Source organism: Thalassospira alkalitolerans (assembly GCF_002115745.1).
Lineage (GTDB): Bacteria > Pseudomonadota > Alphaproteobacteria > Rhodospirillales > Thalassospiraceae > Thalassospira > Thalassospira alkalitolerans.
In genome coordinates, this window is record NZ_JFKB01000005.1 from 163,669 (window position 1) to 176,506 (window position 12,838).

The window sequence follows — 12,838 nt, forward strand, 5'->3', positions numbered from 1 at the left end:
GTTGTATGACCTGTGTGTTTATACCGCGGGGGATTGAATATTCGGAAAGCTGACATGATCCTGATTTTCAGCGATTTTGGTGTGACCGGGCCTTATAGCGGGGCGATGCGAGCTGTTGTTCAGCGCCGGTCGCCGGATGTTATGGTTTGCGATCTGATGGTTGATGCCCCGGATCGCAATCCGCGTGCATCGGCCTATCTTTTGGCGGCCCTGTCGCGCGAATTTCAGCCCGGCGATGTTGTCTTGGGGGTTGTTGATCCCGGTGTTGGCAGTCAGCGGCGCGGTATCGTTGTTGAATGTGACGGCGTGTTTTATGTCGGGCCGGATAACGGGATGTTTGAAATCCTGATCCGGCGTGCAGGATCATGCCGCATTCAGGTCATCGACTGGCAGCCTGAAAACACATCGGCCAGTTTCCATGGACGTGATATTTTTGCCCCTGTCGCCTGCATGATTGCAAATGGCGAGGACGTCGCCCTGCGCGATCTAGAGGCCGATCATCGGTATGTTCCACCACAAAGCTGGCCGGATGATCTTGCCGAAATCATTTATGTCGATACTTATGGCAATTTGATGAGCGGGGTACGGGCCCCAAAGGGATGGCAGGCTCGTAATCAGATTGTTTTGGTTAATGGAAAATCATTGCCTGCGGCACGGACATTTTCGGATGTTGAAATGGGGCAAGGATTTCATTATCGCAATTCAATCGGACTTTGCGAAATTGCCGTAAATTGCGGACGTGCCGATCAGGCCTTCGGTGCCGAAATTGGAACCGCTGTTTTTATCAGGCCAGAAAAATAGAGGCCGGATAATTAATCAGGTCCAGCCCCTGTTTCGCCTGAAATAAATGTTATATTTCAAACAGATCGAATAATATTTTCCGGCGGAGTACCGCCGCAGGAAAATACGGAAGGGAATGCATGGCAATTGATGTCAAGTTCTGGGGAGTGCGCGGAAGTATCGCATGCCCGTCGCCTGATCATGTTGTTTATGGCGGGAATACCAGCTGTGTCGAAGTGCGGATTGGCGATCAGACCCTGATCTTTGATGCCGGTACCGGCATTCGCAACCTTGGCAAGGATATGATTGATCGCAAGGTGACGAAGGCCTGCATTTTTCTGACCCACACCCATTGGGATCATATCAACGGCTTTCCGTTTTTTGTGCCAGCCTATAACCCGCAGGCGCGGTTTTGTGTGCTGGCCGGGCATTTGACAAAACAGGGCGGGGTAGAACGTGTTTTTTCCGCCCAAATGGCCGACCCGACATTCCCGGTGCCGCTGTCTGCGATGCAGTCAAAATTGACCTTCGAGGATTTTACCGTCGGAACGGTTTTGGAACCGGTCGCAGGCATTTTGGTGCGAACCGCACCGTTGCGTCATCCCGGCGGGGCAACTGCTTATCGGGTGGAACATGGCGGCAAATCGGTTTGTTATGTCACCGATACCGAACATGTGCCGGGGCACCCCGACAAAGGGGTGCTGGAATTTATCCGGGATGCAGATCTGGTGATTTACGACAGCACCTATACCGACGATGAATTCCCGGCCAAGGTGGGCTGGGGGCATTCAACCTGGCAAGAAGGCATTCGTCTTTGCCGGGCTGCGAATGTCAAACGTCTTGCGCTGTTTCATCATGATCCTGATCACAGCGACACGGCAATGACCGTAATCGAACAACAAGCCCGTGCGCAGTGGTCCGATGTTTTTGCCGCACGTGATGGAATGGTCGTGGCGGTTTAGGTTTAGGTCCAATAGGGCGACGATTGGGGCGTTCCTTGTCTCTGCCCTTATCCATTTGTCCAGATGCGTGCCGCAAGGTCGAATAGCCCCCCAAAAAAAATACCCCCGCACCGTCATATGACGATGCGGGGGTATTGATGACGGGACATTGCGTAAATCAGGCGGAACGGATGCTAACCAGGAAACGGTCAACTTCACCGCGCAGTTGGGTTGAAAGCTGGCCAAGTTCTTCGGCAACGGTCAGGACCTGATGGGCGGCCTGATCGGTTTCGGCGACCGTGTCGCTGACGCGTTCAATATTGCTGCTGACTTCCTGTGTTCCGATGGCAGCCTGTTCGACATTTCGGGCAATTTCACCCGTGGCTTCGGCCTGTTCGCCGACTGCGTCGGAAATCGTGTTGGTAATATTTGTGATGCGCGAAATGACATCTGAAATATCATTCATCGATTGCACGGTTTTGCCGGTTTCTTCCTGAATTGCTTGAATCTGTTCGGAGATTTCGCTGGTTGCACGCGCGGTCTGGTTGGCAAGGTTTTTAACCTCGGCGGCGACAACGGCAAATCCCTTGCCAGCCTCACCGGCACGTGCGGCCTCGATCGTAGCGTTCAGGGCCAAAAGGTTGGTCTGACCGGCAATGTCACTGATCAATTCGACGATTTCACCAATGCGGGCCGCAGCTTCGGACAAGCCTGCGACGGTTTTACTCGATACTTCGGCCTCGGTTGATGCTTCGGCGGTGATTTCTGTTGAACGATGCGCCTGATCCCCGATTTGGGTGATTGACTGTGACAGATGATCGGCCGCATCGGCCACAGTGCGGACATTGACGGTCGCCTGTTCGGATGCGGCAGCAACGGTGGTCGCGCTTTTGCTGGCAAGGTCGGCGGCACTGACAAGGGCACGTGCGGTACTTTGCATCCGATCTGCCGATGTGGAAACAGCGCCGACAATTTTGGCAATCACACCTTCGAACCCGCCGATATTTTTTTCAAGGGTGTTCATGCGTTCTTCGCGTTTGCGCGATGCGGTTTCCTGTTCGGCTTCCATGCGCTTTTTGGCAATTGCATTGGTCCGGAAGACATCGACTGACTGTGCCATGTGACCGATTTCGTCCTGACGATCCAGATCATGGATCATCAGATCGGTTTTGCCATTGGCAAGTTCGGTCATGGCGGAACTTAGTTTGCTAAGCGGTTCGGTGACAATTTTTGACAGTAACAGACGCATGCCGACAATGGTTGCCAGGGCGATGGCGATACCACCGATAACGATACCAATCAAAATCTGGTTGGTTTTGGCCTGTTCTGGGGCAACCGAAAGACTGGAGGACAGAACGGCAATAACGTCGCCCTTTTCGGCTTCCATCGCGCCATGGCAACTAAAACAAACCTCGCGATCAGCCCCCTTGGTGACACCCAATACGATAGGCATCGACAGGCGATAGGTGCCTTCATCGGTGTATCGTCCAATGGTTTCGCCGGTATCAATTGCTTCCTGGTCAATTGAGTCGCGTGGCGTTTTCAAATCCTTGTCGCCGTATTCTTTCATATAGGCCAGTGTCTTGGGGCCCCAAGCCGACCAAAGTTCGCCGGGATAATCAAGATTGCGGCTTTCAAACCAGTTATTGAAAACGTCAATACCGATATCGTCGGCATCATCGGGGCGGGCAGCCATGACATTGACAATCAGAGCATGTAAAGATGTCAGTTCGTTCTGGCTAAGCTGATGCAGCTTGTTGTCCATTGCCTTTTCTTCGGTGAACATCATCATGGCAAGGGCGATGATCACGGTTGACGTGACACCAAAGGCCGACGCCCACATAAAACGTTTGCGAATGCCCATGGCATTGAAGGCAGATAACAACTTCATCTCTGATCCCCGAATAGCATATGCATATGCACGTATGACAAACCGCTAGGCGGTCCGTATTATTAAACTGTCCCATATAGAGCATCGGAGTATGAGGCGGGCGGGGCATTGATTTGTCTCAAGCCGGGGTTTCAAATTGTCGGTTCATCCGGATAGGTCCCTATATTCAGGTATAGGTTTTTCTGGGCATCCTTTGGGCCAAGCGACCTTGTCATGCCGATTGCGACAGGGCATAAGCGGGCAATACACTGGTCGCCGACAGGAAAAAAGCATGAGCATTTCATTCACCGACGCGCAGAAAAAGCTTGAGCAGATCACAGCCGAAATGCTGGAACTGATCCGCAAATACGAGCTTGATGCCGAAAGCCCGTTCGACGTGATCCCCGTAGCGCGCGCCAAAATCGACAATCAGCAGGATTATATCCGCTTTCTTGAACTGTCGATTGAAGGCCGGATTTACGGTGAATATGCTGATGCCTTGCAAAAGCAACTTGATGAAGATGCCAAACAGGCCGTCACCCAGAAAAAACTGCACTAGGTTCTGGCTCTAGGGGCGTATCCGCCAATATATCAAATATGATGGCGGGCTGATTTGGTGCTATTTGGCGGATTTGTTCTATTTTATATCTGATTGTTTTATCGCGCTATTCTTCGATTAAGGCGCGCTGTCACAAAATTTTCCCTATCTTGTCACCGTCCTGCCGTTGAGATGCGGTGATAACAGGACTATATCGCTGCTTGACGACACGCTGGAAAAACCGGGGGTTGTCATTCCGAATGGAATTGTCGTTTGGAACATCACGAGCAAGCAGGATGGCTGACATGAACAAAAGTTATGTTCAGACCTTGATGGAAGTCGAAAAAGTATTTGGTCAGATCAATGACCATGACTATCGCCTTTACCGTGCGGTATGGGGCAACCGGCAGGCCGCCGGTATTGGAATGCCACGTGGCACACGTGCTGAAATCAGCAAGAAACTGGCAAATGATTTTGTAACCGCGACCCGCAACGTCGCGGTGTACAGAACCCCGGCGCATGCGGCCTGATCGTCGGTAACGGGGCGGTTATATTCTGCCCTTATTTCGGAAAGCTTGATTTTGAACCGCCATCTGTTGTTAAAGGTGGCGGTTTTGTTTTTCCAGTTTCGTTTCCGAAACGCATCCGGCCGGAGTTCCCGCATGACGAACACGTCGATCAAGTCGTTGATCCGCACCATTCCCGATTACCCGAAAAAAGGGATCATGTTTCGCGATATCACGACGCTGTTTGCCGATGCCGAAGGCCTGCGCGAGGTCATCGACAGCATTGCCGGGGAATTTCAGGATAAGAACATTGATGTGATCGCCGGGATCGAGGCCCGCGGGTTTATCATTGGCCCGGCTGTGGCGTTGGCGCTTGGTGTTGGCTTTGTTCCGATCCGCAAACGCGGCAAATTGCCCGCCGAAACCATCGAGGTTGAATACGAGCTGGAATACGGTTCGGACGTGATTGAAATGCATATTGATGCGATCAAGCCGGGCCAACGTGTTTTGGTCATGGATGATTTGATCGCCACGGGCGGCACCGCATTGGCGGCCCTTGATCTGATCGAAAAGGCCGGTGGTGAAACAATTGGCTGTGCCTTTATCATCGATCTTCCCGATATCGGCGGCGCACAAAGAATCCGCGATCGGGGTGTGGATGTGTTTCATTTGGTCGAGTTTGAAGGTGATTAAACCGTCAAAACCGGCCTGAAACCCGGAAAAATGACGATTCTTGTCTCTTTTGGGCCGCAATTGGGATATAATGTTACAGTTGAATAAGGCTGTAACATATCCCGGTTTAACCCGGAGGAAGGAAAATGGTCACACCCGTCATCAATAGCCCATCTATCAGTCAGGTTAGCCAGCACGGCAGACTTATGGCTGCGGGTGCGCGCGGTGTGTCGACGGTTGACCGCAGCAGTCAGGTCGAAGCGACCAGTCAGCATTATTCCTATGACCCTGACAATGACGGTATTTTGTTCAATGCCTATATCGATGGCAAAGAAGGGCAGCACCGTCACCCCGGACAGGGCAACCCCGGCGATCAAAAAAACCAGCGCGCTGAACAAAACCGTTTGTCACAAGCCCGCCGCGCCAGCGACCGCGAAGGTGCCATTTCATCGGAAAGCGATGTGGATTTCGCCAGTTTCCTTGATCCGGAAATCCCGTTTGACCTTGGCGCAAATAGTGGCACGTCATTTTATGCGGTGGTCAATGCGGTTGTTCATGGTGCGGGCGTTCGCGGAACGCGGGTTGACGCCTATGTTTAACGGTTCATAGGGCCGTTTATTCAAACTTCAAAATATTCTGCACCGGTTCTGACCGTGATGCTTGTTGTCATGACAGCTCAGCTTTATGATCGCGGCTTCGCCATGTGTTTTTGCTCTACGGGTGCATTTTCCAGATGCAGAACAAGCCGGTCCTTTTTTCCGTTTTCGAAGCCGCTTTTCGCATGATTGACCATGCGTTAAACGACAACGAATATCTGCAGCCGCAAAAACTTCATCGTTTGCTGTATCTGGCACAAGCCTATTACGGGGCGAATTATCATGGCCGTATGTTGATGCCGGCGGTGTTTGTTGCTGATGATATCGGCCCGATCGAACCGAATGTTTATGCGGTGATGGAAGAAAGCCGCCCCGAGGTGCGCTTGCGCCCGACCGACCCGAAAACGCTGCATTTTATCGAAAGCATCTGGTCCCAGTTTGGTCATCATTCGGTCGAACATCTAAGCGACACGGTCCGCAATCACCCCCCCTATGTCGATGCTTATCGCGAAGGGCCGGGGACCTTGATCCCGTTTCAGGTGATGGTGGATTTCTATGCATCGGTGCGTAAAACCGCCACCACCCCCGAAGCAAAGGAAGTGGTGCGCCCGCGCGTTATGCGCTCGCACAAGGGAAAACCGGTTGCGACGACTGATTGGTTACCTAGGCGCATCAAATAGTTATTCGCCGTTCTTGATTTCCGGGCCGATTTTTAAATCCTTGCACGGGTCATCACGCGGTAAATCGTTGGTAAACCAAAGGTAATCGGCAACATTTTCCGATCCCATCCGCATGGCATAATCCCGAACGCCTGCCGGATTTTCACCCGGATCATCGGCTTCGACCAAAATGATGACGACAACATTGTCATCCGTTAGATCCGGTGCAAAACGTCGTAAATGATACGGTACGGCGATATCGTCACGCACATGCATGGCACCGGCAATCAGAAACGCCCCATCGGGATTGGGGCCGTGTGCGCTTGCGCTGTCAATCATGGCGCGCGCCAGGGATGCATCGCGGGCAAATTGAACCATGGCAAAGGCGGGCAATTGCGCATCGGGCAGCATATTGCAATGTCCCTGCGCAATTTCGTGATTGAACCGCTGGGCAATGTCATCGGGCAGGTCCGGCAGGCTTAGGGATCTGGCCAGTTCCGGGGGCAATGCCGTAATGCCATCACGGATCATCGGGCGCAAAATATTCTGTGGCAGATTGCCTGCAACCATTGCCAGTTTATGGTGTTTTGCAGCCTCGGCAATCGGGGCGTAATCATGCCAGGATGGCCAGCCACTTTCGGTCCAGTTTAGTGCCGCACCAAGGTCTTCGGGGGGCATGGTGTTCCATGCCTGATCCAGATCGCCCTGTTGGTCGCGATTGAACATTTCCCAAACCACAGCCCGATCAAGTCCGTCACGTGCACTTAGCGCATTGACCAATTGTGCCTGATGATGATGGTGGATCGGGTTATCGTGTTTTTCCCCGATCAGGACAAATTTGGTTCCTGCGATCTGTGATACCATTTCGTCAAACATGACATAGCGTTCTTCAGTCATGTCAAAGATCAACCCCGGCGCAGGCGGCAGGGCATTGGCATCGGGGATTTCGGGCATATGCAGAAAATCGGATGATTTAATCGTCGGACTGCTTTGCGCCAGGGCAAAACGGACCGGAAACGCAAAAACCGCTGACAGTGCCAAACCGGCAAGGCAGATCAGAAGTGATTGTTTGAAACGGTGTCGTGTGCGGGCACGAAACGCTGTTTTCATCACGGGTAGAGTTTCCAGTCCGTTTGAAGTCAGGTTTACAATCGGCTTTTATTTGCTGTTCGCCAAGGCCGTTTCAAGATCATTGATCAGATCATCTGCATTTTCGATCCCAACCGACAGACGCAGAAGATCATCGGGAACCGGGCTGGTGGGGCCTTCGACGGATGCACGATGTTCAATCAGGCTTTCAACCCCGCCAAGTGACGTCGCGCGCTTGAACAGCTTGCACTGATTATGGAAATCGACCGCACGTTTGCCGCCGCCCTTGACCCGGATTGATAACATGCCACCGAACCCCCCATTCATCTGGCGTTTGGCGATGTCATGACCAATATGGCTTTCAAGGCCGGGATACTGGACTTGTTCGATTTCCGGGTGATTTTCAAAATGACGTGCAATCGCCATGGCATTGGTGCAGGCCCGTTCAACCCGAACCGAAAGGGTGCGCATGCCGCGTAAAAGCAACCATGCCTCGAACACGCCCAAAACACCACCGCCACCGGCATGCTGTTTGCGGATATTCTGCCAAAACTGACTGTCTTTATCTGCGGTGGTCAATGTTCCGGCCAGAACGTCGCTGTGACCGTTCAGGTATTTGGTTGCCGAATGCATGACGATATCCGCACCCTTTTCAATCGGGCGGGTCAAAAGCGGTGTCGCGACCGTGTTGTCCACGGCAACAATTGCCCCGGCCTTGTGGGCCGCAGCACAGACCGCAGCGATATCGGTAATTTGCCAATCGGGATTGGCCGGGGTTTCAAGCCAGACAAGTTTGGTTGTGCCCGGTTTGATGTGCTTTACCCATTCATCCGTGTCGCCGTTATCGACAAAATCAAATGTCAGTCCGGCGCGCACACCGCTATCAAGCATAAAGCTGCGCAATGCCCAATACATCACCTTGGGCGCGACCACGTGATCGCCGGGCGACAGGGCATGCAATACGGCAACGGCGGCAGCCATACCCGATGCGAACAGGCGCGTTTCAACCCCGCCTTCCAGCGCATCCAGAACCGCACAGGCCTGATCATACGTCGGATTGTCGGTGCGGGTATAGCACCGGCCATCGTGATAGCTAAGATCGGTTTTGCGCTCGAACGTGGTCGAGGGATAGATCGGCGGGGTGACCGAACGGGTGGTTTCCTCGACCCAGCCCAATGCCTGGGCGGTGATCGTCGCGGGGTGTTGTTTCTTGTTATCGTCAGACATGGTGGCACCTGATTTTGTTGTCATTTATTGCCGCGCAACATAACGTGGAACCCGCCACATACCAAAACGAAAACAAAAGAACGATCAATTCAGGGGCCCCACATGACGAATTATCCCAAAATTGAACTGCCCAAGGAATGCGACGTTGTCGTGATCGGCGGCGGCATTCATGGTTCCAGCAGTGCCTATTACCTGTCCAAGTCGGGCATGAAGGTCGTGTTGCTGGAAAAGGACACCATTGCATCGCACCAGTCGGGCCGCGCATGGGGCTTTGTCCGCCAGCAAGGCCGCGATCCGGTCGAATTGCCATTAATGATCGAATGCAACCGGATTTGGCAAGGGTTGGAAAAGGAACTTAATGCCGATCTGGAATGGCGGCAGGGCGGGGTTCTTTTCGTCGCCCGTGACGACGGGGAAATGGCCGATTACGAACAATGGATCGAAGACGCCAAGGGATTTGGCATCGAAACACAGGTTCTTGATCCCAAAGGTGTTGGCAAGGTCGCACCGGGCATCACAGCACCGGGTGTTGGTGGTATTTTCACCCCGTCTGACGGGCAGGCCGAACCGAAAAAGGCCGCCGCCGCGATTGCCAAACGCGCAAGCGAACTGGGGGCCGTGATTGCCGAGGGATGCGGTGCCATCGGCATTGAAACATCGGGTGGGGCGATCAGTTCGGTCGTGTCTGAACGGGGTGAAATCAAATGCAAATATGTGATTTGTGCCGCAGGGGCGGCGACGCATAAATTCGTTGCCAAATTTGGCCGCCGATTGCCACAGCAAACCACGCGTGGCACGGTCATTCGGACAACGCCGGTTACCCCGATCACGGCGGCAGGCACATTGGCCGAAGGATTGGCGTTCCGCCAGCGCGCCGATGGATCATTGAATATTGCCGATGAATTCATGACCGATCTTGATCTGACACTGGGCCGGTTCAAATTTGCCAAGGATTTCATGCCGGGGCTTAAAGATAACTGGGCGACGTTCAAGTTTCACCTAAACAAGCGGTTTATCGATGATCTGGTCGATCGGATGCCGGGATCAGAAGCATCCCGTCAACCCATGATTGGCCGCCGCGAAAACCAGGCGCAGCCCTATGACGTGCGGGTGAAAAACGCGATGGCCAACCTGCAAAAAGTGTTCCCGCAGATTGCCAAGGTCGATATCGTCGATAGCTGGGCCGGGGACATTGATGTCACCCCGGATGCGGTGCCGGTGATTGATCAGTTCGACAATCCCAAACATTTCTTCGTTGCTACCGGTTTTTCCGGTCACGGTTTTGCCATGGGGCCGGTGGTCGGCAAGGTCTTGGCCGACTGGATCACAACCGGACAGCCATCTATCACCCTTGCCGGGATGGAATTGGCCCGGTTTGAAGACGGATCGGTGCGCAGGCCGCGCACGCGGGTTTAGCCTTTCGTTTCCATTATAAAATGTATCGGTGAATACATCGGCGTCAGGATCGTTTGAAAACGGTCTTGACGCATCAAATTTGTCATGGCATTAAATGTTATGTTATAACGTAGCATTTAAGTGCTGTGCTAATGGCCTTTGTGGCAAAAAGAAAGGCCGAAGCTGTTCGACGGGTTCTCCCAAAGAACGTCTGATGGCTTCGGCTTTGGAAGGCTGGCAACAACTGCACGTTGCCAGCCTTCTTTATATATGCGGCGGGTTATTGCGCGGCGGTCGGGCTTGCGGTGTCTGCCATGCGCGCGGTTTTGGTTTTTCCGGCAAAAAACCGGGTGGCCCCGATGGGCGGTGCGATGAAATCACCCTTGGCAATGGCGGCGGCGTCGCAGGCCGATGCCAGACGCACAGGTGGTTCATCAACCGGTTCCGATGTCAGAACGAATGTTCCCCAATGGATCGCAAGTGCCTGTTTGACGCCCATGACTTGCATGATTTGAACGGCTTCTTCGGGGTTGGTGTGGGCATTGCGCATAAAGTCGCGCGGCTCATACGCGCCAATCGGGATCAGGCCAAAATCAAACGGGCCATATTGCGCGCCCATTTCGGTGAAAAGCCGTTCGTTCCAGCCGGTATCACCAACAAAATAGAATTTATAGCCATCGGCGAATTCAAGGATATAGCCCCCCCACAGCATTTCCTTGCGGTCTTTGGTGGTGCGGCTTGACCAATGGTTGGACGGTACATGGGTGATGGTGACATCGCCATGCGACAGGCTTTGGTCCCAATCCATTTCGTCATAATTCTTGGGCGCAATCCCGGCCTTTTGCAAAAGCGCCCCGTTCTTAAGCGGCAAGATATAGCGCGGGGCATTGCCGATCTTGCGCAGGGATGCCAGATCGAAATGGTCGTAATGATTGTGCGATAACAACACCAGATCAAGCTTGGGCAGTTGATCAATGCGCAATCCCGGCTGGCTGTATCGCTTTGGCCCGACATAGCGGAACGGCGATGCGCGTTTGGCAAATACCGGATCGGTCAGGATATTAAGCCCGCTATATTGCACCAGAACCGTGGCATGGCCGATCCATGTGACCTGCAACTGTGTCGGGTCGGGATTGTGGATCGCTGCTAAATCGGGGGCTTCATGCGGGGTTTTACCATGCTGATGTTTGGCCTTGGGCCAGTCTTCCTCGCCAAAGAACCGGCGTTTGAAAAAGGTAAAGAATGATTTCTTGCCTTCGGGCAGGGGATGGCGATTTTCAAACCCGGTATCGGTGTGGTGTGATGGGCGTTTGGTATCGGTCACGCTGGTCATATCCCCTGATCGGCCGTTTGTTGTTTGCAATCTTATGAATGTGTCGCGTAACCGGTTTTGTGCAAGTGGTGATGTGCCAACGCAAAAGGCCAGTCCTGTTTGCAGGGCCGGCCTTTTGGTTGGGGCTGCTTCCACCGGGAAAGTGTGCAGGCCCCAAATGCGACGGTTTGGTAAGGTTCGGAAATCTTACTCGATCACAGCGACATAACTATCAAGTGGCGGGGTGGTTTCGATGATGCCCTGTTCTTTCAGGTAATCGGCAAAACGGGCATAGCGTTTTTTATCGACCGCCGCCGGACGCAAGGCAAAGCGCGGCAAGGTATCGGCCCAGGCCTTTTTGTTCAGCTCATCATCAAGGTTGGGATAGGCCGCGATAAAGGCGTTCCAGCTATCATCGGGATGGTTGACCAGATACTGAACCGCTTCTTCCAGCGCATCCATCATGCGCGCCATGCGCGGGTCATTGACCGCATCATTGCGGATGGTCAGGATCAGCTCGTCATAGGGCGGAACACCTTCTTCCTCGACATAAAATGCCTTGCCCGGTTTGCCTTCGATTTCCATCTGGTTCAGTTCGAAATTACGATATCCGCCGATAATGGCATCGACCTGACCGGAATAAAGCGACGGCGACAACGAGAAGTTCACATTCACCAGTTCAACATCATCAATCGACACCCCGTGATTGCCCAGCATGGTGTCCAAAAGTGCATCTTCGAAGCCCGCAAGCGAATAGCCGATTTTCTTGCCCTTAAGGTCGGCGATTTCCTTGATCGGGCCATCTTTCAGGACGATCAGGCTGTTAAGCGGGGTCGCGACCAATGTGCCAATCCGCGTCAGTGGCAGGCCCGCTGCGGCCTGAACATGAAGCTGTGGCTGATAATTCACCGCAACATCGCCCTGACCGGCGGCAACAAGGCGCGGCGGGGCGGATGGATCGGCCGGTTCGATCAGATCAACATCAAGGTCGTGTTTGGCAAAGAAACCCTTTTCCTTGGCAACGATCAGCGGCGCGTGATCGGGATTGACGAACCAATCAAGCAGGATGGTCAGTTTATCTGCGGCAAAGGCCGGGCTGGATATGCCCATTCCTGTTCCCAAGGCAATGGTGCCAATGGTTGCCGCGGCGATCATGGATTTCAGGCGTGACATCGGGGGTCTTCCTCCTTCGAAAATCAACTTAATCATATGATATGATGTTTGTTTCAGGTTGCGGTTTTCCACAATTATTT

General features: G+C 53.2%; 13 protein-coding genes. 8 read left to right on the forward strand and 5 right to left on the reverse strand.

Features of this window, described 5'->3' with window-relative positions:
- The first annotated feature begins 54 nt into the window (after window positions 1-54).
- Both TALK_RS08990 and TALK_RS08995 read left to right on the forward strand, forming a co-directional pair.
- Window positions 55-801, forward strand: coding sequence for an SAM hydrolase/SAM-dependent halogenase family protein (locus tag TALK_RS08990; RefSeq protein ID WP_085618008.1), 747 nt, complete (start codon window positions 55-57; stop codon window positions 799-801).
- Between the two features lie 119 nt (window positions 802-920).
- Complete coding sequence (locus tag TALK_RS08995; protein ID WP_085618011.1) at window positions 921-1,742, forward strand: MBL fold metallo-hydrolase; 822 nt, start codon at window positions 921-923, stop codon at window positions 1,740-1,742.
- Window positions 1,743-1,899: 157 nt separating this feature from the next.
- On the opposite strand, the gene TALK_RS09000 is transcribed toward TALK_RS08995, so the two are convergent.
- Window positions 1,900-3,612, reverse strand: a complete 1,713-nt coding sequence (locus TALK_RS09000) for a methyl-accepting chemotaxis protein (protein WP_245829794.1) — start codon at window positions 3,610-3,612, stop codon at window positions 1,900-1,902.
- 271 nt (window positions 3,613-3,883) lie between these two features.
- Here TALK_RS09000 and TALK_RS09005 point away from each other — a divergent pair, with 271 nt between their 5' ends.
- The 5 genes from TALK_RS09005 (at window position 3,884) to TALK_RS09025 (ending at window position 6,583) form a co-directional block, all read left to right on the forward strand.
- Window positions 3,884-4,150: a hypothetical protein gene (locus TALK_RS09005; RefSeq protein ID WP_085618013.1), complete on the forward strand. Its 267-nt coding sequence runs from the start codon at window positions 3,884-3,886 to the stop codon at window positions 4,148-4,150.
- Between the two features lie 284 nt (window positions 4,151-4,434).
- Entirely contained in the window at window positions 4,435-4,659 is a 225-nt protein-coding gene (locus tag TALK_RS09010) for a hypothetical protein (protein WP_085618015.1), read from the forward strand.
- Between the two features lie 132 nt (window positions 4,660-4,791).
- Window positions 4,792-5,328: an adenine phosphoribosyltransferase gene (locus TALK_RS09015; protein ID WP_085618017.1), complete on the forward strand. Its 537-nt coding sequence runs from the start codon at window positions 4,792-4,794 to the stop codon at window positions 5,326-5,328.
- A 125-nt stretch (window positions 5,329-5,453) separates the two neighbouring features.
- On the forward strand, window positions 5,454-5,906 hold the full coding sequence (locus TALK_RS09020; protein WP_085618019.1) for a hypothetical protein: 453 nt from the start codon (window positions 5,454-5,456) through the stop codon (window positions 5,904-5,906).
- Window positions 5,907-6,040: 134 nt separating this feature from the next.
- Window positions 6,041-6,583: a Panacea domain-containing protein gene (locus tag TALK_RS09025; protein ID WP_085618021.1), complete on the forward strand. Its 543-nt coding sequence runs from the start codon at window positions 6,041-6,043 to the stop codon at window positions 6,581-6,583.
- Here the strand turns inward: TALK_RS09025 and TALK_RS09030 are convergent, their stop codons facing one another.
- Together TALK_RS09030 and TALK_RS09035 are read right to left on the reverse strand one after the other, a co-directional pair.
- Window positions 6,584-7,672 (reverse strand): ChaN family lipoprotein, encoded by a 1,089-nt coding sequence (locus TALK_RS09030; protein ID WP_085618023.1) that lies wholly within the window; start codon window positions 7,670-7,672, stop codon window positions 6,584-6,586.
- A gap of 48 nt (window positions 7,673-7,720) precedes the next feature.
- The gene (locus tag TALK_RS09035; protein WP_245829796.1) at window positions 7,721-8,878 is read right to left on the reverse strand and encodes a trans-sulfuration enzyme family protein; all 1,158 of its coding nucleotides are present in this window, start codon (window positions 8,876-8,878) and stop codon (window positions 7,721-7,723) included.
- 102 nt (window positions 8,879-8,980) lie between these two features.
- Between TALK_RS09035 and TALK_RS09040 the strand changes: the two genes are divergently transcribed.
- On the forward strand, window positions 8,981-10,294 hold the full coding sequence (locus TALK_RS09040; protein ID WP_085618027.1) for an NAD(P)/FAD-dependent oxidoreductase: 1,314 nt from the start codon (window positions 8,981-8,983) through the stop codon (window positions 10,292-10,294).
- A gap of 259 nt (window positions 10,295-10,553) precedes the next feature.
- Here TALK_RS09040 and TALK_RS09045 read toward each other — a convergent pair whose 3' ends face one another.
- Window positions 10,554-11,597 (reverse strand): MBL fold metallo-hydrolase, encoded by a 1,044-nt coding sequence (locus TALK_RS09045; RefSeq protein WP_085618277.1) that lies wholly within the window; start codon window positions 11,595-11,597, stop codon window positions 10,554-10,556.
- A 195-nt stretch (window positions 11,598-11,792) separates the two neighbouring features.
- The gene (locus TALK_RS09050; RefSeq protein WP_085618029.1) at window positions 11,793-12,758 is read right to left on the reverse strand and encodes an ABC transporter substrate-binding protein; all 966 of its coding nucleotides are present in this window, start codon (window positions 12,756-12,758) and stop codon (window positions 11,793-11,795) included.
- Between the last annotated feature and the right edge of the window lie 80 nt (window positions 12,759-12,838).

Coding starts and splice junctions, on each gene's coding strand:
- TALK_RS08990 (WP_085618008.1), top strand. CDS start 55: ATGATCCTGATTTTCAGCGATTTTGGTGTGACCGGGCCTTATAGCGGG.
- TALK_RS08995 (WP_085618011.1), top strand. CDS start 921: ATGGCAATTGATGTCAAGTTCTGGGGAGTGCGCGGAAGTATCGCATGC.
- TALK_RS09000 (WP_245829794.1), bottom strand. CDS start 3,612: ATGAAGTTGTTATCTGCCTTCAATGCCATGGGCATTCGCAAACGTTTT.
- TALK_RS09005 (WP_085618013.1), top strand. CDS start 3,884: ATGAGCATTTCATTCACCGACGCGCAGAAAAAGCTTGAGCAGATCACA.
- TALK_RS09010 (WP_085618015.1), top strand. CDS start 4,435: ATGAACAAAAGTTATGTTCAGACCTTGATGGAAGTCGAAAAAGTATTT.
- TALK_RS09015 (WP_085618017.1), top strand. CDS start 4,792: ATGACGAACACGTCGATCAAGTCGTTGATCCGCACCATTCCCGATTAC.
- TALK_RS09020 (WP_085618019.1), top strand. CDS start 5,454: ATGGTCACACCCGTCATCAATAGCCCATCTATCAGTCAGGTTAGCCAG.
- TALK_RS09025 (WP_085618021.1), top strand. CDS start 6,041: ATGCAGAACAAGCCGGTCCTTTTTTCCGTTTTCGAAGCCGCTTTTCGC.
- TALK_RS09030 (WP_085618023.1), bottom strand. CDS start 7,672: ATGAAAACAGCGTTTCGTGCCCGCACACGACACCGTTTCAAACAATCA.
- TALK_RS09035 (WP_245829796.1), bottom strand. CDS start 8,878: ATGTCTGACGATAACAAGAAACAACACCCCGCGACGATCACCGCCCAG.
- TALK_RS09040 (WP_085618027.1), top strand. CDS start 8,981: ATGACGAATTATCCCAAAATTGAACTGCCCAAGGAATGCGACGTTGTC.
- TALK_RS09050 (WP_085618029.1), bottom strand. CDS start 12,758: ATGTCACGCCTGAAATCCATGATCGCCGCGGCAACCATTGGCACCATT.